We start from the raw sequence: 20,006 nt of genomic DNA on the forward strand, positions 1-20,006 counted from the left end.
ATGGCCGGACAGGAACAGCACTACATCATGCCACGCGCGGTTTTTGACAAACCGGTCAAGCTGGCCATCGTGATGTCGCCCTACTACAAGGATATCGCTGACAATATGCTGGCCGGTGCCAAGGCTGAGATCGAGGCTGCAGGCGGTTCTTATGAGGTGGTCGAAGTGCCCGGCGCGCTGGAGATCCCTACCGCGATTGCCATTGCCGACCGCAGCTCCAACTTTGACGGATTTGTTGCGCTGGGCTGTGTTATTCGCGGCGAAACCACCCATTATGACACGGTCTGCAACGACAGCAGCCGCGCAATCCAGCTGCTGGGCCTGCAGGGGCTGTGCATTGGCAATGGTATCCTTACCGTGGAGAACCGCAAACAGGCCGAAGTGCGCGCAGATCCGGCAGATCAAAACAAGGGCGGCGGCGCTGCTGCTGCGGCCTTGCATCTTATTGCACTGACGCGTAAATGGGGCGCCCAGACCAAGGGAGTCGGCTTTAAGGCGCCTTCCGAAGCCATTCAGCTGGCTGGCACAGGAAACGGACCCCGCACAGCATGACCCATTCGGACAGCGCCCCTAAGGGCAATGGCAAGACCCAGATGAAATCCGCCGCCCGGCTTTATGCGGTGCAGGCGCTGTTTCAGATGGAACACAGCGATCTGAGCTTTGACAAGGTGATTGCTGAATTTGAAAACCACCGCTTTGGCGCTGTTTATGACGACGCAGAGATGGCCGAGGGCGATACCGGCCTGTTCCGCAAGCTGTTGAAAGATGCCGTGAACTTTCAGGCCGCTATTGACCAGATGACAGACCGGGCGCTGGTGGCGAAATGGCCGATTGCTCGCATTGATCCGACGCTGCGGGCGCTGTTCCGTGCTGCCGGTGCTGAATTCACCCAGTCCAATACGCCCCCCAAAGTGGTGATCAACGAGTTTGTCGATATCGCCCGCGCCTTCTTTCCCGAAGGCAAAGAGCCCAAGTTTGTGAATGCGGTGCTGGACCATATGGCGCGCGAGGCAAAACCGGAAGTCTTTTGATCGCGCTCCCCCTTTGAGGGGTGAAGCGATTCGCGATTTTGAAAAGCGTGCCCTGGTGGCGCGCTTTTTTATTGCGGCTCACCTAGCAAAACTCCCGCAGGGTGCGACACTATTTCAGGCTCCGAAGCGACGTTTGGTGCGGGTATTGCTGGACCTTGCACTGCGGAGTGTTACACTTCGCCGGTAACAGAGATGAGGTCGTCATGCCCAAGCTGGTAAAACTCTACATCAAAAATGTTATCATCGGATTTGGCATCGCTGCCGGGTTTGTGTCCCTGTTGCTTTGGTTCAACGTGATGAACCTTTGGGGGCTGGTCAGCCAATCCAGTGACGGGATGCTGGCGGTGTTTCTGCTGTGGTTTATGAATGGCATCGTTTTTGCCGGGGTGCAGTTTGCCTGGGTGATTATGGCAATGGCCAGAAAAGACGATGGCCCACGCGGTGGCACGCCTGTTGCCCATTTTTTTGAACCGGCCCGGGTCAAAGCCGAAGCGCCCGCCGGACAAAAACGCCAGCTCAACAAGCGCGGTTAGGGCCGCTCAGCGCTCCGGCACTGGTCTTGTTGATAAGGCGGCCAGGGTGGTGCAGGCCACACGGTTCTTTGCCAAATGAAAAAGCCGCATCCTATGAGTGTCGCGCCCTACGATGAGTGGGTCGCGGTCTTCTTTTGTGCTTCAGGGGCTTTAAAGATCGTCTGTGAGAGGCTGGAAATGTGACGGGACCACCGCAGACGTGCGGTTTTGATTCCCGGGGACCTGTATGTACAGGTGGGCGCCAGGTAAACGGACCAGGGTCCGCACAGAGCCAGCTCCCGTGGAATTGCTTAAGGCCACTGGAATGCTTCCGGCACTGAAGGGGCAGAACCCGCCACAGCTTCTAGGTAGTGCTCCGTAGCGGCCAAAGCAAGGGGCTCAGCTGGCAAACCGCTGCAATCCGGTTTTCCAGGCGATTTAGCGGCTGAGGCTTGCCTTTTGTTCCCTTATTGTTCACGTTCAGGCCTATGAAGCCCACTGTTCAAACCAATAAGACCCTTTCCAATGATGCACATCCTGTGCGGTTGCAGCCGGGACAGCGGCTGGCCCGTGGGGTGTCGCGCCATTTGCGCGCGCTTGGCTTTGCCGCGCTGGAAGAATTTGTACCGGTGCGGGGGCTGCGGGTGGATGTGCTGGGGCTCGGCCCCAAGGGGGAGCTTTGGGTGATTGAGTGCAAATCCAGCCGGGCGGATTTTCAGTCGGATACCAAGTGGCAGGGCTATCTGGACTGGTGTGATCGCTATTTCTGGGCTGTGGATACGGATTTCCCGGTGGATCTGCTGCCCGAGAGCACCGGGATCATTATCGCAGATGACTACGACGCCGAGGTGGTCCGCATGGCGCCAGAGGTGAAACTGGCGCCAGCCCGGCGCAAAAAGCTGATCCAGAAATTTGCTATGGATGCCGCCAGGCGCCTGCACTCCCTGCGCGACCCTCGCCCCGGTCGGGATGGCTTGTTTTTTAGTGACCCCACCAAAGACGGCTGAAGGCGGGGAAAGAGGCTGTTTTAGCCTGCAACGAGGCGGGCAGCCTGGGCTGCAGCGCGCAGCTCATCTGCGATTTCTTCGGCTTCCTCGGGATCAAAATCCATTGGAATTTCGACACCCTCGGCTTCGATGAACAGACGCACCATGCCCTGATCGGTGGGGCCGATTTGCATGTTTGCTTCGACGTCGCGTTCGCTATTGATACCCATTTTGCACTCCTGCCGCAGATCTATTGCCGGTATCCGGTGCTAGCCTGCGATGGCTTGAAAGGCAAGCTGCTCTGGGCTTTGATAGGTTATGGCAAAAGCAACATTACGGCGATTCGAACCGTCAGATTGTCAATGGCTGGTAGCACGCCACCAGGATCTCTACGCGCGCGATGAAGGATTCGACGACAGCTTTGGCCCGCTGGTCGCCGAGATTTTACAGAATTTTTGCGAAGCGCATGACCCGCAGTGCGAAAGAGGCTGGATTGCCCATCGCGGCGCGGAACGCCTGGGGTCGGTCTTTTGTGTGCGCCAGAGTGAAACAACCGCAAAACTGCGGCTGTTTCTACTCACCCCCGAGGCGCGCGGGCAGGGTTTGGGAAAAGAACTGCTGCACCAATGCATGTGGTTTGCCCGCAGTGCCGGATACCGCGATATGCAGCTTTGGACCCATGAAAGCCACCAGGCCGCCTGCGCGCTTTATGCGGCGTTTGGCTGGCAGCTGATTGACAGCAAGCCGGTTCACTCCTTTGGGCAGGATTTGATCGAACAAAGCTGGGAAGTTGTGTTATAAAGCTCTTGCGCTTCGGTTTTCTCTAGGCTAAATCGCCCGCAGTGCCGCCTTAGCTCAGTAGGTTAGAGCGCCTGATTGTGGATCAGGAGGTCCCCCGTTCGAGCCGGGGAGGTGGTACCACCAACACAACAACTTACCAGATCTTGCAAAAATTGTTGGAGAGTTGTTGGAACGTGTTTTCTGAAATCATGATCCAACTCATCCAGAGTTCCTGAGTCGCGCCACCTTGTTTGCGCTTTCTGACCTCAGTCTCGAGTAGCGATTTGTCGTCTGCGCTTACAAGTGCTGAGCCGCGTCGCGAAGTTCATGCTCGCTGAAACGATGAGCCCTGCCGAACGCAAGACAATGATCAATCGGAATCGCAGCGATCTGAGCTTGACCAAGCAGTGCAAGCTGCTGAAGATCAGTAGGTCATCGCTGTATGTCACGCCGGTTGGCGTTAAATCTGAGACGTTGAAACTGATGAATGAGTCCTCTCGTGATATCGCTGCGCGATGCACTATCAGGTAAGAATTGATCGGATCTTTAGGAAATATCCGTTCTTCCATTGCCCGGCAGGCGATTTGCATTGCAAATCTGCCGAGAGGGGGTAGCCACCAGCTTGCAGTCTACTTGCCGAGAAATAGGTTCCATGCAAGCCGTCACCGAGTACGCTATTTGATAGGCATCATGGGGCTGCAAGCAACCTGCAAAGGGCCATCCCCCCCCGTAGACCGGCAACACATGCTTGCATGTGTGAGAGCGGGCAAGAAACACCCTCAGCATCTCATTTATCCATACCTGTTGAATAAGTTACCGATCACGCGTTCATACCACGTTTGGTGCAGCGGCATTACCTACATCCCAGTGCGCCGTGGGTTTTGTATTTGGTCGCAATCATGGATTGGGCAACCCGCAAGGTTTTGGCATGGCGACTGTCGAACACGCTGGACGCCAGCTTCTGCGTCGAGGCTTTGAAAGGGGCCATAACCAAATACGGCAGGCCCGAAATTATGAACACGGATCAATATCTTCATCGAACGGCTGTGGTGGTCGCCTAAACAGAAGGCAGTGCATCTGCATGAATTTCAGGATGGGTTCCAGGTCAAACGGGTAATCAAAGACTGGAATGGGTTCTACAACTCTGAGCGTGCCCACACGGCTATCAACAAACGAACACCCGACGACGCATTCTTCAACACAGATCGAACCCAAAAGGCGGCATGAAACCAACAAGATTACAGCTTAGCTGAGCCGCGAACCTGTCCTGAAATCCAAGATCTCTTCAGGCAGCTAACTCGGGCGGCCTTTGTTCATCCTGCGTTACTTTCGCACACGTGATGATGCTCTATGGGAAAAAGCCAGTTTCCAACTTAGTTTAACCTGCAGAGAACCTTGATCTGTCGCTCAAATAGCTGGCTCGGTTACATTTAGAATAGCCGTGCGGTCGCAGGATCATCTTGTGTGTCCGTTAGGAGAACTTTGATGTACATTTTTTCAGAAACCACTGATTGGACTGACACCTTCGATTTTAGTCAGAACCTTGGCGGATTTATTCAGCCCGGATACACCGTCACTGGCACGGTCGGAGGCAGCGATACCGGGGACTACATTCGAACCTCCATGGCATTTGGCCAACCCTATACTTTTGTGCTCTCTGGCGAGGGTGTATCCTTTGAAATGCTGGATGATGGCAATCCGGTCGTCGCACAAGTAAACGGCAATACGCTAACCTATACCAGCACACACCCATCAGACTTTGCGGACATACGTGTGACCGGAAACGGCAGTTACTCGGTAACGATGGTGGGTATTGCTGCGGACTACGTGCCGGATGAAGATGGCGGAACATTGGTCGGCGCTCCTGATCTTGAGTTTGGAACATCCATCTCTGGGGTAATCAACGGATCCGGAGGAACACGCGAAACCGACTACTATGCGATCCAAGTTTTTTCTGGGCAAACCTATAATTTCGCCATGACACAGGCGGACTCACCCTATGGTGCGACATCAGGTGCCGAAATCCAGATTTTGGACGCTGCAGGAGACCCCATTCTGACCGGCGGCTCTTGGAGTGCGAGTGCCTGGGATAATGGCGCAACCTATTCATTCTCGCCCTCGGTTTCTGGGGTCTACTATTTAAGGGCAGATACTTATTTTGGCTCCTTTGGGGCCTATACGCTGACCGCCTCAATTGGTGACGCTCCGACGGCTATCGCAAATGTTGATGCGGTGACTGCAGGCGATGCCTCTGGCGCAACCTCAGTCACTGTTCGCATCGCACTAGATGCCGCAGCAGAGGGGGATATTTCTGGCAGCATAACGCTAACGGCGGCTGATTCCGACTATTCCAGTGCTGCAACCACGTTTGACGCGACATTCACCGTCGAAGCTGGTGATACCTTTGTAGAAATCACCATACCTGCGGGAACCGTATCAGACTTTGGTGAAGACACCGTTTTTGTTGCCAGTATAGCCGAGGTCAACAACGCGCAAATCGGCCAGGGCTTTCTGGCGTCTGAAACCTACAACAGCGGAGCCAATACCGCCTCAGAAGGTGACGATGTTCTAAGAGGCACCCAGGGACGTGATAGCATCAACGCCTTGGGGGGGGACGATAATCTCTCGGGCTTGGGTGGCCGTGACCGGCTCATCGGTGGTGCTGGCGACGACACTCTCAATGGAGGTCGCGGAAACGACATTATTCGGGCGGGATCAGATAACGATCAGCTTTCCGGAGCAGCCGGTCGCGATCGGCTATTTGGAAACTCTGGGCAGGATCAGCTATTCGGCAATAAGGGCAATGATCGTCTGTACGGTAATAACGGTCGAGACACCCTGAATGGCGGCTCTGGTGATGATTTTTTGCAGGGTGGGGGGCAAGCCGATACCTTTGTTTTCTCCGGAGCATTCGGAAACGATACCATTGGTGATTTTTCCGAACACAAACGCGCTGAGAAAATCGATTTGTCGGGCGTGGAGGAAATTACTGGCCTGCGAGATCTGCGCAACCACCATATGTCTCAAGACGGTAACGATGTGGTCATACAGGATGGTATGGGAAATACGATAACTGTACTGGGGGTCGATATGTCAGACTTAGGTCATAGCGATTTCATTTTCTGATCGGACGGGGGCTGCCGAATGGACCTTGTACTGCACGTTCTCTGCGGATTGCTTCCGCTCGTTTGCGGCGCAGAATGAACCAAGGTCGGGAACGCTCACGAAATGGCTGCTTTCGTGAAATTGATCAGTTGTCTCCGCACTTGCGGAAATTTCGGCACTGTGCCTTTCTTGAATGTACTGATTGGGCTGGCTGCTGCCGGTCAGTACAACCTTGCCAAACCGGCAGCTCCAAGGGCGCGACCCGGATGTGGCTCTGAGTACCAGTGGCCCATAGCCGCTAGTTTCAATCCAAACTAGGTAGGTCTATTATCCAAACTGCGTTGAAAATAAATGGAAATCATTTGATTGTGAAGCAGGAGATCCCCCCGTTCGAGCCGGGGGGGAGGTGCCACTCAAATACTGACTATTGGTTTCTGTGAGAGAGAGGTTGGAGCGGTTCTCCGGCATTCTGGGTCCAACGCACCTTCTGTTTTTAGCACACTCTATACAGGCTAGGGCGTCTATCAGTGATCTGGTCAGCGCCCGCACCAACTGCGTAGAGAGGCACAAGACCTCTGTCTTCAGCAGCCCAGCAATTGGCGCGCAGCTATTCGATGTCTATCGTCTGGCGAACTGCCTGGCTGTCAGGGTCCAGAATCAGGATTTGATCGTCCGTGGTCACCACCGCAATCCAGCCGGATCCAAAAGTCACCGCCTGGGCTGTGGTGCCGGCGGGCAGGGTGATTTTGCTGGGCAGGGTGGGGCTATCTGCAGACAAGCGGATGACAAGCAGGCTGACAACCAGTACAAGCCCGCCAATCATCACCACGGTCAATGTGGTCACCAGTCGACGCAGGAATTTCAGCTGCGGCGGTTCGTCTTGGATTTCAGGCTTGGAAGGATCAGTCATGGGCAGCCGCCAGATTGAGTTTATCATCGCGGAAGACCCGCCTAAAAGGCTTGATAAAGCGGTTTCGCGCGATGTGCCAGCCGAAGCTGCATTGTCACGTACACGGCTCGCCCGATTGATCGAGGCAGGCAGCCTGACAATGGATGGCGCTGTGGTGCGCGACGCCAAGGCCCGGGTGGTTGAAGGGGCGCTGATCTCCATCACCGTGGAGGAGGCCGAGGATAGTCACATCGGTCCCGAAGATATTGCCCTGGATGTGATCTTTGAGGATGACGATCTGATCGTGATCAATAAACCTGCGGGTATGGTGGTGCATCCGGCACCAGGGACACCATCGGGTACTCTGGTCAACGCCCTGCTGCATCACTGCGGCGAAAACCTCTCTGGTGTGGGCGGGGTCAAGCGCCCCGGCATTGTGCACCGTATCGACAAAGAGACTTCCGGGCTTTTGGTGGTGGCGAAATCGGATGTGGCCCATCAGGGGCTGGCACGGCAGTTTGAGAAACACACGGTGGAGCGCTATTACCGGGCCATTTGCTATGGGGTGCCTGATGCCAATGATCCGCGACTGCGGGGGGTAAAGGGCACCAGTTTTGAACCGGGCAACATTCTGAAACTGACAACACAACTGGCGCGGCACAAATTTGACCGCCAACGTCAGGCCGTGTTGTTCCAGGGCGGGCGCCATGCGGTGACCCGTGCCCGCATTGTCGCGCCCTTTGGCCAGCCGCCGGTGGCTGCCCTGATCGAATGCTGGCTGGAAACGGGGCGCACCCATCAGATCCGGGTCCATATGGCCCATGCGGGCCATGGCCTGGTTGGCGATCCGACCTATGGCGGCAAACGCAAACTTGCCGCCAAATCCCTGGCCCCAGCGGCGATTGCCGCTGTGCAGAGTTTTCCCCGGCAGGCCCTGCATGCGGCGGTCCTGGGTTTTGTGCACCCGGTCAGCGGCGCGGAGATGCGGTTTGAAGCGCCGCTTCCCCAGGACATGAGCGATCTGATCGAGGCGCTGCGTCTGCCCCCTGTCGCGGGCTGATCTGGGGGGGATCTCTGTTTATGTTTGGGCTGAGCGGCGGGGGGAAGCCCGCCGCGCAGCCCGGTGTGGCCTTGTGGCATGCCCTGACAATGGCTGTCGCATAGATCGGCACCCATTGCGGTGGCTGCGTAAGGTCTAGATCGCGGCTGTGTCAGGGCAATCAATCACATTGGTCACGGTTTCGCGGAAGAAATCCACCTTGCCGTCCGTCTCATGGGACAGGATCAGCGTGGCGCTGGTGCACATGCGACCGCGCACCCCATAGAAAAACTTTTGTTCAAACGTGGTGAGCATCCATCCTTCTTGCGGCAGCGGCTGTGTTGCGATCGACAGGGCTTCTGTGCCTTTTGGAAAGACCTCTGTTCCCAAGCGGGTGAGGATGGTGGCGATATCCGCGAGGCCTTTGCCGACCTGCCAGCTCACATCCGCTTCATCGTGAAAGTGGTCAATGCGAAAATCAATATTGTCAGCCATATAGGTCACCAGGGCGGGATCGCCGGCGACGAATTTGCGCAGCAGGGTTTCAATCGCACTGACGGGTGTTTTGGTGGGGGCAGTGGTGGTGTTCATTTTGACAGTCCTTTGAACAGGGTTACGGTGAGCAAAAGAGATGGCAGACCTTTCTGGTATATGATATTCTGGGGTTAACTATCCTTTGTATAGGTTTTACCTATGTTAGAACTCACGCCGCTCCGATACTTTATGAGCGCCCTGGAGATGGGCTCGTTCAGCCATGCGGCCAGGGCCAATGGGGTGAGCCAGCCGACGGTCTCGGCAGCGATTCAAAAGCTTGAGGACCTGATGGGCGGCGACCTGTTCTATCGGCACAGGCGCGGCCTGACAGTGACGCCGCTGGGAGAGCGGCTCTATGCCGAGGCAGCGGGCAGCGTGGCGCAGCTGTCTGGGATGGTGCAGCGGTTGCAGGCCAGCGAGCGGCGTCTGTTGCGCATTCACTGCCCGCCGGATGTGCTGCTGGCGTCCTTTACGGCCGGGTTTCGCGCACTCAGGTTGGCGCACCCAGAGACCTATCTGTCCTTTGCACCCGTGCTGGAGGAGGCAGATCTGGCCCTGATCAGTGAAAGCTGCGTCCCCGCAGGCCATGACTTTTTCCCACTGCGCACAGAAAGCTACGGAGTCGCTCTGCCGCAGGCACATGTTCTGGCAGCCGGGAGCAGTGTTGATTTGGCGGATTTAAGAGACGAGGCCCGTATTCATCGGCCCTATTGTCCCAATGCAGACAGCATGCCGGACGAGCAGGGGTTAATACCCTTGCCACCTGCGCAGGCTTTACATGATCAGCAGGTTCTGGATCTTGTCGCTGCCGGGTTGGGGGTGGCCTTTGTGCCGATGTCCCATGACGGCATCCATGGGGGTGTCACTGTCCGGCCTCTGCGCAACGCGCCGGAGGTGTTCCGAACTCTGGGGGTTTCCAGCCGAAAAACGGTCTTTGCCCGGCAGTTTGCCCAGTTTTTGGTCGCGGCAAGGCAGTAGGGCGGGAAAAGACAATTTTATGGAGAAAGGTGATTTTCTTTTGGGTTATGTGTCAAAGGTCACAGATGTTTCGTCGGCTGAAATATAAAAGCGTACTTGCAGGCGCCCCTTGAAAGGCGTTTAGCGTTAACCCATATGATCAATGTTAAGTCCATAAACATCTTGGGAGGGACCGTTTGAATGGCTAATTATGCAAATCTGCCCGCACCGACCCCCGAAGGCGGGTTGAACCGCTATATGCAAGAAATCCGTAAGTTCCCGCTGCTGGAACCGGAAGAAGAATACATGTTGGCCAAGGCCTGGGTGGAAAAAGAGGACTCTGGTGCGGCGCATCGGATGGTGACCTCGCACCTGCGCCTGGCGGCCAAGATCGCTATGGGCTACCGGGGCTATGGTCTGCCGCAGGCCGAAGTGATCTCTGAGGCCAATGTTGGCTTGATGCAGGCGGTGAAACGCTTTGATCCCGAAAAAGGCTTCCGTCTGGCGACCTATGCCATGTGGTGGATCCGCGCCTCGATCCAGGAATATGTCCTGCGCTCCTGGTCGATGGTCAAGCTGGGCACAACCTCGGCGCAAAAGAAACTGTTCTTTAACCTGCGCAAGGCCAAGGCCCGTATCGGTGCTCTGGAAGAGGGGGATCTGCGCCCCGAAAACGTTGCCAGGATTGCCCATGACCTTGGGGTGACCGAGGACGAAGTGGTCTCGATGAACCGCCGGATGTCCGGTGGCGACGCCTCTCTCAATGCCACTGTTGGCAGTGAGGGCGAGGGCACCATGCAGTGGCAGGACTGGCTTGAGGATGAAGACGCGGACCAGGCTGGTGACTATGAGGCCCGCGATGAGCTGGAAGCCCGTCGTGAGCTGTTGGCCCAGGCCCTGGACGTGCTGAACGACCGGGAAAAGGATATTCTCACCCAGCGTCGTCTGGCGGAGAAGGTGCAGACTCTGGAAGAGTTGAGCGCAGAATACGGCGTGAGCCGGGAGCGGATCCGCCAGATCGAGGTGCGGGCCTTTGAAAAGCTGCAAAAGAAAATGCGTGAGCTGGCCTCGGCCAAGGGTATGCTGGCAGCACATTAACCGGCTCTGATAGCTGGGTTCACAAGCGGGCGGTCCCATTGGGGCCGCCCGTTTTTTTGTTTGGGGCGCTACATCTGGCGGGAGGCTGGCGCCCTGTATGGTTGCAGGGCAGCTGGCTGAGCTGGACCCGCGCCAAGGTCGGGTGTTCAGCGGAACTGGCGCAGAACCTGGCGGGCTGGCCAAAAGGCTGGCGGGCGAGTGGGTGCGGGGGCTGGCGGAGCCGCTGCGATGGCGACGATCAAACCCTAGCTAAAGTCGCAGAGGAACAGCGCAGAAAGCGAGATCCCCAAAGCGAACACGCAGAACGTGCTGGCTAAACAGCAGGCTGGCTAAAAACGGCTGGCTACTAGATGGGCTGGCTAAAAAGCGGGCTGGCTAAGATCGGTAAGTTGCTGGCATGGCTGGCTGTCTGGCGTGTCCTGGCAAAGCCCGGACTGGCTGGAGTGGCTTGCTGCTTGCTGCCTGACGATCTGGCGGGCTGCGGTTCTTGTCTTATGGATAGGGTTGTCAGAGTGAGTCGTCAATCATGATTTCAGAAAAATCGAACAAAAACAAATAGTTGACAGAAATACTCAGGTAGTCGGGTTGGCGTTTCCAGACGCGGAGCTTGCGAAGAGGGGAAATAGTGCCCGATCCTTAAAACCTGGAGTGCTGAACCAGCAGCCGCTCCAGCAGGATCAGTTCCGGGTCGTGTTGCAGAACCGCCCCCTGGCGCCAGACTAGGGACAAGGCAGTTTTTGCACAGGACCATTGCAGCAGACGCTTTGGTGACACGTCAAAGACCTGTCCCCAGAGCCTTGCGCGCCGGGCAATCAGATCGGCGCTATATATGTCCTGTTCCAGACCTTTGGGATGGCGAAAGGCATTGGCCAATTCATAGCAGCGCTCGCCAATCAGCCCCTTGGCATCAAACGCGCAATAGCCGCCTGTGCCCTGACGAATGTTCTCGTGATGCAGATCCCCATGCAACGGGCGAAGGTCTTCTTGGTTGGCCAGCAGGGCCTCTGCCAGGCTTTGCGCCTGCTGTACTGTGCGGCGGGCTTGGCCGGTCAGGTTCAGGTCAGCTGCAGGCGCGCGCAGGGCTTTGAACCAGGCGGCAAGAGGCGTCAAGCCGGGCAGCTTTAGGGCCTTGGATTGGGTGTGAATGTTCGCGGCGACCTGAGCCAGAGCGGTATCTGCCTCTGCCTGCCCGCCATTGCGGGCGATATCCCCCAGCGAAGGCCCCGGCAACCATTCCATCAGCACAGCGTTCTGGGCGACCTGGTAGATCTGCGCCACAGGGCCTTGCAATGCGGCCAGGAAAGGAAAACCACTGGCTTCGTTGCCCATATGCCCTGCTGTGTAGAGTTTCAAAGCCGCCTGACCATGGCGCTGCGTTTCCACATGCCAGATCTGTGCTCGCGGCACCTCTTGCAGTGACAAGACGCGGGTGATCTGGAACGTCGAAATCAACTCAGCTGGCAGGGCAGGCAGGGCTGGGTGGTTCATTGTGCTCGCCTTTCCCCTAAATCCAAACGCTCTGCCCCGGGCAGGACCATACGCATCACCAGTTGCAGGCCAAACAACCCGCCAAAGTGCATGTCTTGGGCCTGGGTAAAGCCGGTCTTGCGATAGAGGCTGATGGCTGTGGGATTGTGCAAATCCACGGTCAGAACCAGGCCGGTGTGATTTGGATAATGGTGGCGCAGATAGTCGGGCATGACCTGCAAGGCCCGCGTGGCGTAGCGCTTTTGCTGGTGGCGGTGGTCAATCATAAACCCCCGCAGCCCCAGCTCGAGCCCCTGGGCGAGGCCATAGGCCCGGTCAATTTTGAAAAACCCAACAGCAGCACCCTGAAAAAAGATGGCGTGGAAATCCACGCCATCCTCAGCGGTATTGAAAGCCTGCGCTATGGTGCCCGAAAACAGGACCTGATCCGGCGCCACGGCGATGTGGCGCACAAGATCATAGTCGCGCGCGGGGATTGGGCGCAGCTCCAGCGCCATTAGTCCTCCATGGCTTCCAGCTCATCAATCATGCCAGAAATCATCGACAGGCCCTTGTCCCAGAACTTGGGGTCCGAGGCATCAAGACCAAAGGGGGCAAGCAGCTCTTTGTGATGCTTGGAGCCACCGGCCTTGAGCATGTCAAAGTACTTGTCCTCAAAGCCCTCGCCACCCTCAGCATAGACCGAATACAGCGCGTTCACCAAGCCGTCGCCAAAGGCATAGGCATAGACATAGAAGGGCGAATGCACAAAATGCGGCACATAGCACCAGAAGGTCTCGTAGCCCTCCATGAAATCAAAGGCTTCACCCAAGGATTCGGCCTGCACCGACATCCACAGGGCGTTGATGTCATCCGGGGTGAGTTCGCCGTCAGCGCGGGCCGCATGCAGTTTGCATTCAAAGTCATAAAAGGCAATCTGGCGCACCACGGTGTTGATCATGTCCTCGACCTTGCCGGCCAGCAGGATCTTGCGCTGCTCTTTGGTTTCTGCCCCGTCCAGCATTTTGCGGAAGGTGAGCATCTCGCCAAATACACTGGCGGTTTCGGCCAGGGTCAGCGGCGTTGAGGAGAGCATCTCGCCCTGTTGGGCGGCCAGAACCTGATGCACGCCATGGCCCAGCTCATGGGCCAGGGTCATCACGTCCCGTGGCTTGCCCAGATAGTTCAGCATCACATAGGGGTGCACATCGGTGACGGTGGGGTGGGCAAAGGCACCGGGAGCCTTGCCGGGTTTGACGCCCGCATCAATCCAGCCCTTGGAGAAAAACGGCGCGGCCAGCTCCCCCATGCGCGGATCAAAGGCCTCATAGGCCTCCATCACGGTTTTTTCGGCCTGCGCCCAGTCGACGACGCGGCTGTCTTCCATCGGCAGCGGCGCGTTGCGGTCCCAGACCTGCATGCGGTCCAGCCCCAGCCATTTGCGTTTCAGCTCGTAATAGCGGTGCGACAGCTTGGGGTAGGCGGCAACCACGGCTTCGCGCAGGGCCTCGACCACTTCGGGTTCCACATCATTGGACAAATGGCGGCCAGTTTGCGGTGTCGGCATGCCACGCCAGCGGTCCATGATTTCCTTTTCCTTGGACTGGGTGTTGTGGACGCGGGCAAAGGTTTTGACATTGGCCTGAAACACCCGCGCCAATTCGCGCGAGGCGGCTTCGCGTTTGCTGCGATCCTGTTCGGTCAGCAGGCTCAGGGTGCCTTCGATGTTCAGCTCCTGGCCCTCGACCTGAAAGGTCAAGCCGGCAATGGTTTCGTCGAACAGCCGCTCCCAGGCGTCGCCCACCACGCCCAGATCATGCAGGAAGCGCTCCAGCTCATCCGAGAGCTGATAGGGCTTCATGGCGCGGATGCGGTCAAACACAGGTTTGTAGCGGGCAAGATCCGCATTGGCGGCAAAATGCGCGTCCAGAGCCTCGTCTTCGATGCGGTTGATTTCCAAAGTGAAAAACACCAGCGGCGTGGTGAAGATGGTGATCTTCTCCTGCATGTCGGACATGAATTTGGTGCGGTCCGCATCCGTGGTCAGCTGGTAATAGCGCAGACCGGCATAGGACATGATGCGCCCGGCAATGGAATTGATCTTTTCGTTGCGCAGCACGCAGTTCAGCAGGCCGGCGGCATCCAGATCGGCCAGCTTATCTTGGTAATCTGCGGCAAAGGCGCTGCATTCCTGCTCCAGCCAGTCCAGATCGCGAGACAGCTCTGGCGCGTCATCGGAGGTATAGAGATCGGTGAGATCCCAGACCGGCAGGTTGCCCAGCTCATCAGAACCAGAGCTGGCATTGGCATCACGGACGGGGGCATCACGGACGGGAAAGGGGAGTTGCAACATGGGGGCTCCTTGGCGGGCATCTCTGTTATGGCGTTGCACAACATCTAAGGCGCAGAGGGGCGGATCACAAGCAAAGCCCCGCGCCGAAATTCGGGGCGGGGCAGATTTCATGATGCGAATTTACAGCAACCGCCAAGGGGGTGTTGGTCCCGTATCCGCAGGCGTAACACGCCGTTGTCTCACCCGTGGTCTGGCTAGTGGCCTGTGTAGTGGCTTGGCTACCGGTATTGGTCAAACAGCTGGGTCATCTTGTCAAAAACCCTGCGGCGGGTCTCCTGGCCCTCCATCACGATCTCGTGCTGCGCCGGATCAATCAGGTCCAACTCGCCACCGGGCCAGCGCGCCATGCGATCCTTGACCGCCGCGCTGTTGACGATCTGCTCTTGCGCGCCAAGAAAGGTAAGGCATGGCAATACCGGTGAGGGGCGCTCGGCCAGTGTTTCGCATTCCTTCAGCCCTTCGCTCAACCAGTTGATGGTGGGCCCGCCCAAGACCAGATCGGGCTGCGCCTTCAGCTGGTCAATCATCAACTGATACATCGCCGGATCATTGGTCAGGGTATTGCCCTTGAAGGGCGCGGTTTCCACATAATGGCCCTGGGTCGTTGTCGGGACGCGCTTGTCGCCCATTCCTAAAACGGGCGCCAGGCCACCAAGGACCCGGGCTACGGGCTTCATCGTGTTGGGGATGAGGATGCCCCACATGGGCGCAGAAAAGGCGCAGGCCTTGACCGGCAGGCCCTCCATCAGAGCGCGCAGGCCAATTGCACCGCCCATGGAATGGCCCAAGAGATACCAGGGTTCCGGCAGTTGCAGCTGCTTGGCCAGCTTCACAACCGCTGCCACGTCTTTTTGAAAGTCGCCAAATTCTTCCACGTGACCCAGGCGGCGATCAGCAAGCATGCGTTCGCCCAGCCCCTGTCCACGCCAATCCACTGCCAAAGCGGCATAGCCGCGCTGGTTGAAATCAGCGGCGGCGGGGCCGTATTTTTCGACATATTCGGTGCGGCCGGGAAAGATCAGCACAGTGCCTTTTACTGGGCCTTTTATTACTGGGCCTTTTACCGGCTCATCCCCGGTTGGCAGCCAGTGACCGATGCGAATGCGTAACCCGTCATCGGTGGTTGCCCAATGGGCCTGTCCGGTTTCGGGTCCTTCTGCGATTTCAGCAAAATAGGGCGCGGGGGTCAGGTCCATCAGGCTTTTGTCCATTAGGCCAGCGCCGATGCCAGCTGCATGGCTGTGCCCATGTCACCGTCGATGGTGAGTTTGCCGGACATAAAGGCGCTGGTTGGGTTCACTTCGCCGGTCAGGATGCCCTGAAAGGTCTCTGCATCGGCGGACATGGTGACATCTGCCTCGTCGTCGCTGACGCGGGCGCCATTGCCGTCCAGCACGATGGAGCCAAGGCCTTCGATGGCAAATTTTGCGGTGGCCGAGAAATCACTACCAGCCATTTTTTCGTTCATGGCGGCGGCGGCTTGTTCGAGTGTGTCGCTCATTTGGGTCTTCCTTTGATCATGGTGCAGCGGGGTGCACAGCGGTGTCATTGTGCGGCCCCGCGCACGGGAAACTGCAATTTTGTGTGAAGCCCCTGCTTCCAGCACTAGAAAAAACGCGGCACAGGGTTACACTGGCTCATCATGATCGTAAATCACTTGAACCTCAAAGCTATCGTGGCGGCAACGCTGCTTACAGTCACGATTTCCATGCCTTTTGCAATCGCTGCGGGCGAAAGTTCAGCGGAATCTGACCTGTTGGATCAGCTGGTTTCCGCTGATGCCGCAAGCGCGCGGGGGGTCGATCGGGAGTTGCAGGCGCTCTGGCGTAAAAGCGGCTCTGCGGCGATGGACCTTTTGTTGTCGCGCGCTGTTGAGGCCATGACCAAAGGTGATTTTCCAGCGGCGATTGAACATCTTACGGCGCTGACGGATCACGCGCCGGATTTTGCCCGTGGTTGGTATGAACGGGCCCGCGCCTATCACGCAATGGGGGCCTATGGGCCTTCGGTTGCGGATCTCGAACGGGCTTTGGCGCTGAACCCAAATGATTACAATGCGATCTATGCCTTGGGGACGGTGTTTGAACAGTTCCGCGACCCCAAACGCGCCTATGAGGCCTATTTGCGTGCCAAGGCTATACATCCCCACCACGAAGAAGTACTCAGCGCGCTGGAGCGTCTGCGGCCCGAGGTTGCAGGCAAGGATCTTTAAGCCGACCTGATTCCATAGTGTCACACTCGACCTGTAGGAAAGAGGCAGAACAAGGGCTGATCAGATGGCAGGCGCATCGCGGATCTTGGCGGTTTTGGGGCCGACAAATACCGGCAAAACACATTACGCGATTGAACGGATGCTGGGCTATCGCACCGGCATCATGGGCTTTCCCCTGCGGCTGTTGGCGCGCGAGGTCTATGACAAAATCGTCGCCATTCGCGGCCCCTCGGTGGTGGCACTGGTCACCGGCGAAGAGCGCATCGTGCCGCCCCGGGCAAAATACTGGATCTGCACGGTTGAGGCGATGCCGCCGGGCATGGGCTGTGATTTCCTGGCGATTGACGAAATTCAGCTTTGTGCCGATCCCGAGCGCGGCCATGTCTTTACCGAACGGTTGCTGCACTCTCGTGGCACCAATGAAACCTTGTTTCTGGGCGCCGATACCATGCGCGGGCCGATCAAGGCGCTGGTGCCAGAGGTGGAGTTTCTGCGTCGCGAGCGGATGTCCGAACTGGTCTATGGTGGCTCCAAGAAAATCAGCCGGATGCCACCGCGCACCGCCATCGTTGGTTTCTCGGTTGATAATGTCTACGCTATTGCCGAGCTGTTGAAGCGGCAAAAAGGCGGGGCTGCGGTTGTTATGGGGGCGCTGTCTCCGCGCACCCGCAATGCCCAGGTCGAGCTCTACCAAAACGGTGAGGTCGATTATCTGGTGGCGACAGATGCCATTGGTATGGGGCTGAACCTGGATATCGACCATGTGGCCTTTTCCGCGACATCCAAGTTTGACGGGCGGCGCATGCGCCCTCTGGCACCAAACGAGCTGGCGCAGATTGCCGGGCGGGCCGGGCGCGGTATGAGCCACGGCAGTTTTGGCGTCACCGGGGATGCACGGCCGCTGGAAGATGAGGTGGCTGAAGCCATCATGGAACACCGCTTTACGCCATTGAAAAAGCTCAACTGGCGGTCGACAGATCTGCAGTTTGGGACGGTTGAGGCCCTGATCCGTTCGCTCGAATCATCGCCACAGGATGAGGTGCTGGTGCGCGCCCGCGAAGCAGATGACCTGGGCGCATTGAAATACCTGTCGCGCGACAGCGGCATAATTTCGCGCACAACCAATGCGCAATCGGTGCGCCTGCTGTGGGACGTTTGTCGTATTCCCGACTTTCGCGGCATCTCCCATGGGGAACATGCGGCGCTGATTGGCGGTATTTTTGAATATTTGCACGGCGGTGGCGTGGTTCCCGACGACTGGCTGGCCCGTCAGATCAAGCGGATAGACCGCACGGATGGCGATATTGACACACTTTCCAAGCGTCTGGCCTTTATTCGTACCTGGACCTATGTCTCTCAGCGTAAAAATTGGCTGCGTGACGAAAGCCATTGGCGTGGCGTGACTCGCGCTGTAGAAGACAGGTTGTCAGATGCGCTGCACGAGCGCTTGACTCAAAGATTTGTGGACCGGCGCACATCCGTGCTTCTGCGGCGGCTCAAACAGAAGGAGGCCCTTTTGGCCGAAGTGAATGACAAGGGTGAAGTGACCGTCGAAGGCGAATTTGTCGGACGGTTGGACGGGTTCCGGTTTACCCCGGATAAAAGCGCACAAGGAGCCGAGGCAAAGACATTAAAGTCTGCCTCGCTGCAAGCGCTGGCGCCGCAATTCCATTTGCGCGCAGACCGGTTTTATAATGCACCCGATACCGAGATCGACTTCACCGAACAGGGTGGCCTGATGTGGGGCGACGCTGCCGTTGGTAAACTGGTGGCGGGTGCTGATCCGCTCAACCCGATGGTTGAGGTCTTTGTGGATGACGCCGCTGGTGCGGATGTTGCACAAAAGGTTGAACGCCGCCTGCAGCATTTCATCTCTCGCAAGGTGCAGGCGCTGTTTGAACCGCTGATCAATCTGCAAAAAGACGAAGAATTGACAGGTCTGGCCCGTGGCTTTGCCTTCCGTCTGGTCGAAGGTCTGGGCCTGCTGCCGCGTCACACCGTGATGCAGGAAGTCAAAGATCTGGATCAAGAGGCCCGTGGCGCACTGCGTAAACACGGTATTCGATTTGGCCAGTTCACCATCTTCATGCCGCTGCTACTGAAACCCGCGCCAACGCGTCTGCGTCTGGTGCTGTGGTCGCTTGCCAATGGCGTGCAGGAATTCCCCGAAGCGCCGCCTCCCGGTCTGGTCACCGTGCCTGCCGCCAAGGATGCGCCGCAGGGCTACGATACCATGGCCGGCTACCGCGAAGCGGGCGAGCGGATGATCCGCATCGACATGCTGGAGCGTTTGGCTGATATGTTGCGCGCCGAAGACAGCCGCGGTGGCTTTGAAGCCAAGGCGGATATGTTGTCGATCACCGGCATGACGCTGGAGCAATTTGCCGATCTGATGCAGGGTCTGGGCTATCGCGCCGAAAAAGGCGAACGGGCCAAGGTCAAAGCGGCCCCCGAAGCGCCCAAAGAGGCTGCTCCTGCCGAAGAGGCGGAAGCCAAGTCTGAAGAGGCGCCTGCCGTTGAGGTGGAGGCCAAACCTGAGGACGCGCCTGTAGCTGAGGCTGCTGAAGAGGCCCCCGCTGCGCCAGAGGAGGCACCTGTCGAGGAGGCCAAAGCAGAGACCGCCGACGCAGCCGCAGATGCTCCGGCTGACGCGCCTGCTGAAGATTCTGTCGAAACCCCAGCCGAGATGGAGGTCTTTTATACCTTCGCTTGGGGTGGTCGCGCCCGTCAGGGCGGTGGCAACCGTGGCCAGCGTCGTGGCCAGGGTGGCGGTGCTAGCCAAAACGCCGAAGCTGCTGCTGGACAGGATGGCCAGGAGCGTCGCGGTGGCAAACCGCGCGGTCAGGGTCGCTCGGGTGAGCGCAGTGGCGGCAAGCCCGGTGGGCGCCCGGCTGGCAAAACCGGTGGTAAAAAGGGAGGTCGTCCGCAACAACAGGGCAGCAAGACCTATTCCGCCCGGCCTCCAAAGAAAGAAAAGCAGATCGATCCGGACAACCCCTTTGCGGCAGCTCTGATGGGGCTGAAGCAAGGCGACTGATCCCGG

The 20,006-nt window shown here is 57.8% G+C and carries 19 protein-coding genes, 1 tRNA gene and 1 pseudogene; 13 read left to right on the forward strand and 8 right to left on the reverse strand.

All coding sequences use genetic code 11. From position 1 onward, the window contains the following. From N1037_08200 to N1037_08215, 4 genes are all read left to right on the forward strand, one after another. Positions 1-552, forward strand: a complete 552-nt coding sequence (locus N1037_08200) for a 6,7-dimethyl-8-ribityllumazine synthase (protein UWS80980.1) — start codon at positions 1-3, stop codon at positions 550-552. Further along, positions 549-1,031 carry a transcription antitermination factor NusB gene (gene nusB, locus N1037_08205; GenBank protein UWS80981.1) on the forward strand — a complete coding sequence of 161 codons (483 nt, stop codon included), beginning with the start codon at positions 549-551 and terminating at the stop codon, positions 1,029-1,031. The genes N1037_08200 and nusB overlap by 4 nt, the downstream gene beginning before the upstream one ends. Positions 1,032-1,234: 203 nt before the next feature. Beyond that, positions 1,235-1,564, forward strand: a complete 330-nt coding sequence (locus N1037_08210) for a hypothetical protein (GenBank protein ID UWS80982.1) — start codon at positions 1,235-1,237, stop codon at positions 1,562-1,564. A gap of 467 nt (positions 1,565-2,031) precedes the next feature. Then, positions 2,032-2,550, forward strand: coding sequence for an MmcB family DNA repair protein (locus N1037_08215; protein ID UWS80983.1), 519 nt, complete (start codon positions 2,032-2,034; stop codon positions 2,548-2,550). A gap of 20 nt (positions 2,551-2,570) precedes the next feature. On the opposite strand, the gene N1037_08220 is transcribed toward N1037_08215, so the two are convergent. Continuing rightward, the gene (locus N1037_08220) at positions 2,571-2,759 is read right to left on the reverse strand and encodes a DUF6324 family protein (GenBank protein ID UWS80984.1); all 189 of its coding nucleotides are present in this window, start codon (positions 2,757-2,759) and stop codon (positions 2,571-2,573) included. An 88-nt stretch (positions 2,760-2,847) separates the two neighbouring features. On the opposite strand from N1037_08220, the gene N1037_08225 reads away from it, so the two are divergent. The 4 genes and pseudogenes from N1037_08225 (at position 2,848) to N1037_08240 (ending at position 6,435) form a co-directional block, all read left to right on the forward strand. Continuing rightward, positions 2,848-3,330: a GNAT family N-acetyltransferase gene (locus N1037_08225; protein ID UWS80985.1), complete on the forward strand. Its 483-nt coding sequence runs from the start codon at positions 2,848-2,850 to the stop codon at positions 3,328-3,330. 43 nt (positions 3,331-3,373) lie between these two features. Then, positions 3,374-3,450 (forward strand) — tRNA-His (locus tag N1037_08230). A gap of 633 nt (positions 3,451-4,083) precedes the next feature. Further along, positions 4,084-4,503 (forward strand): annotated as a pseudogene (locus N1037_08235) (DDE-type integrase/transposase/recombinase). Positions 4,504-4,794: 291 nt separating this feature from the next. Continuing rightward, positions 4,795-6,435 carry a hypothetical protein gene (locus N1037_08240; protein UWS80986.1) on the forward strand — a complete coding sequence of 547 codons (1,641 nt, stop codon included), beginning with the start codon at positions 4,795-4,797 and terminating at the stop codon, positions 6,433-6,435. 586 nt (positions 6,436-7,021) lie between these two features. Here N1037_08240 and N1037_08245 read toward each other — a convergent pair. Beyond that, complete coding sequence (locus N1037_08245) at positions 7,022-7,324, reverse strand: DUF6476 family protein (protein ID UWS80987.1); 303 nt, start codon at positions 7,322-7,324, stop codon at positions 7,022-7,024. On the opposite strand from N1037_08245, the gene N1037_08250 reads away from it, so the two are divergent. After that, positions 7,323-8,363 (forward strand): RluA family pseudouridine synthase, encoded by a 1,041-nt coding sequence (locus N1037_08250; GenBank protein UWS80988.1) that lies wholly within the window; start codon positions 7,323-7,325, stop codon positions 8,361-8,363. The genes N1037_08245 and N1037_08250 overlap by 2 nt on opposite strands. Before the next feature lie 135 nt (positions 8,364-8,498). Here the strand turns inward: N1037_08250 and N1037_08255 are convergent, their stop codons facing one another. Beyond that, positions 8,499-8,933, reverse strand: coding sequence for a hypothetical protein (locus N1037_08255; GenBank protein UWS80989.1), 435 nt, complete (start codon positions 8,931-8,933; stop codon positions 8,499-8,501). Between the two features lie 102 nt (positions 8,934-9,035). Here N1037_08255 and N1037_08260 point away from each other — a divergent pair, with 102 nt between their 5' ends. Together N1037_08260 and rpoH are read left to right on the forward strand one after the other, a co-directional pair. Next, positions 9,036-9,854, forward strand: a complete 819-nt coding sequence (locus N1037_08260; protein ID UWS80990.1) for a LysR family transcriptional regulator — start codon at positions 9,036-9,038, stop codon at positions 9,852-9,854. A gap of 180 nt (positions 9,855-10,034) precedes the next feature. Next, entirely contained in the window at positions 10,035-10,931 is an 897-nt protein-coding gene (gene rpoH, locus N1037_08265) for an RNA polymerase sigma factor RpoH (protein UWS80991.1), read from the forward strand. A gap of 636 nt (positions 10,932-11,567) precedes the next feature. On the opposite strand, the gene N1037_08270 is transcribed toward rpoH, so the two are convergent. The 5 genes from N1037_08270 to N1037_08290 form a co-directional block, all read right to left on the reverse strand. After that, positions 11,568-12,419: a phosphotransferase gene (locus tag N1037_08270; GenBank protein ID UWS80992.1), complete on the reverse strand. Its 852-nt coding sequence runs from the start codon at positions 12,417-12,419 to the stop codon at positions 11,568-11,570. Beyond that, a complete protein-coding gene (locus tag N1037_08275) occupies positions 12,416-12,916 on the reverse strand; it encodes a GNAT family N-acetyltransferase (GenBank protein ID UWS80993.1) in 501 nt (166 codons plus the stop codon). The genes N1037_08270 and N1037_08275 overlap by 4 nt, the downstream gene beginning before the upstream one ends. After that, entirely contained in the window at positions 12,916-14,751 is a 1,836-nt protein-coding gene (locus tag N1037_08280; GenBank protein ID UWS80994.1) for a M3 family oligoendopeptidase, read from the reverse strand. The genes N1037_08275 and N1037_08280 overlap by 1 nt, the downstream gene beginning before the upstream one ends. Positions 14,752-14,969: 218 nt before the next feature. Then, on the reverse strand, positions 14,970-15,962 hold the full coding sequence (locus N1037_08285) for an alpha/beta hydrolase (GenBank protein ID UWS80995.1): 993 nt from the start codon (positions 15,960-15,962) through the stop codon (positions 14,970-14,972). After that, positions 15,962-16,252 (reverse strand): SCP2 sterol-binding domain-containing protein, encoded by a 291-nt coding sequence (locus N1037_08290; GenBank protein ID UWS80996.1) that lies wholly within the window; start codon positions 16,250-16,252, stop codon positions 15,962-15,964. The genes N1037_08285 and N1037_08290 overlap by 1 nt, the downstream gene beginning before the upstream one ends. A 141-nt stretch (positions 16,253-16,393) precedes the next feature. On the opposite strand from N1037_08290, the gene N1037_08295 reads away from it, so the two are divergent. After that, positions 16,394-16,963 (forward strand): tetratricopeptide repeat protein, encoded by a 570-nt coding sequence (locus N1037_08295; GenBank protein ID UWS80997.1) that lies wholly within the window; start codon positions 16,394-16,396, stop codon positions 16,961-16,963. 64 nt (positions 16,964-17,027) lie between these two features. Further along, positions 17,028-20,000: a helicase-related protein gene (locus tag N1037_08300; GenBank protein UWS80998.1), complete on the forward strand. Its 2,973-nt coding sequence runs from the start codon at positions 17,028-17,030 to the stop codon at positions 19,998-20,000. Positions 20,001-20,006 lie beyond the last annotated feature (6 nt).

Source organism: Phaeobacter sp. G2, assembly GCA_025163595.1.
Classification (GTDB): domain Bacteria; phylum Pseudomonadota; class Alphaproteobacteria; order Rhodobacterales; family Rhodobacteraceae; genus Pseudophaeobacter.

What these genes read in the sequence shown, in the direction of transcription:
- N1037_08200 (UWS80980.1), top strand. Translation starts at nt 1, where the DNA reads ATGGCCGGACAGGAACAGCACTACATCATGCCACGCGCGGTTTTTGAC.
- nusB (UWS80981.1), top strand. Translation starts at nt 549, where the DNA reads ATGACCCATTCGGACAGCGCCCCTAAGGGCAATGGCAAGACCCAGATG.
- N1037_08210 (UWS80982.1), top strand. Translation starts at nt 1,235, where the DNA reads ATGCCCAAGCTGGTAAAACTCTACATCAAAAATGTTATCATCGGATTT.
- N1037_08215 (UWS80983.1), top strand. Translation starts at nt 2,032, where the DNA reads ATGAAGCCCACTGTTCAAACCAATAAGACCCTTTCCAATGATGCACAT.
- N1037_08220 (UWS80984.1), bottom strand. Translation starts at nt 2,759, where the DNA reads ATGGGTATCAATAGCGAACGCGACGTCGAAGCAAACATGCAAATCGGC.
- N1037_08225 (UWS80985.1), top strand. Translation starts at nt 2,848, where the DNA reads ATGGCAAAAGCAACATTACGGCGATTCGAACCGTCAGATTGTCAATGG.
- N1037_08240 (UWS80986.1), top strand. Translation starts at nt 4,795, where the DNA reads ATGTACATTTTTTCAGAAACCACTGATTGGACTGACACCTTCGATTTT.
- N1037_08250 (UWS80988.1), top strand. Translation starts at nt 7,323, where the DNA reads ATGGGCAGCCGCCAGATTGAGTTTATCATCGCGGAAGACCCGCCTAAA.
- N1037_08245 (UWS80987.1), bottom strand. Translation starts at nt 7,324, where the DNA reads ATGACTGATCCTTCCAAGCCTGAAATCCAAGACGAACCGCCGCAGCTG.
- N1037_08255 (UWS80989.1), bottom strand. Translation starts at nt 8,933, where the DNA reads ATGAACACCACCACTGCCCCCACCAAAACACCCGTCAGTGCGATTGAA.
- N1037_08260 (UWS80990.1), top strand. Translation starts at nt 9,036, where the DNA reads ATGTTAGAACTCACGCCGCTCCGATACTTTATGAGCGCCCTGGAGATG.
- rpoH (UWS80991.1), top strand. Translation starts at nt 10,035, where the DNA reads ATGGCTAATTATGCAAATCTGCCCGCACCGACCCCCGAAGGCGGGTTG.
- N1037_08270 (UWS80992.1), bottom strand. Translation starts at nt 12,419, where the DNA reads ATGAACCACCCAGCCCTGCCTGCCCTGCCAGCTGAGTTGATTTCGACG.
- N1037_08275 (UWS80993.1), bottom strand. Translation starts at nt 12,916, where the DNA reads ATGGCGCTGGAGCTGCGCCCAATCCCCGCGCGCGACTATGATCTTGTG.
- N1037_08280 (UWS80994.1), bottom strand. Translation starts at nt 14,751, where the DNA reads ATGTTGCAACTCCCCTTTCCCGTCCGTGATGCCCCCGTCCGTGATGCC.
- N1037_08285 (UWS80995.1), bottom strand. Translation starts at nt 15,962, where the DNA reads ATGGACAAAAGCCTGATGGACCTGACCCCCGCGCCCTATTTTGCTGAA.
- N1037_08290 (UWS80996.1), bottom strand. Translation starts at nt 16,252, where the DNA reads ATGAGCGACACACTCGAACAAGCCGCCGCCGCCATGAACGAAAAAATG.
- N1037_08295 (UWS80997.1), top strand. Translation starts at nt 16,394, where the DNA reads ATGATCGTAAATCACTTGAACCTCAAAGCTATCGTGGCGGCAACGCTG.
- N1037_08300 (UWS80998.1), top strand. Translation starts at nt 17,028, where the DNA reads ATGGCAGGCGCATCGCGGATCTTGGCGGTTTTGGGGCCGACAAATACC.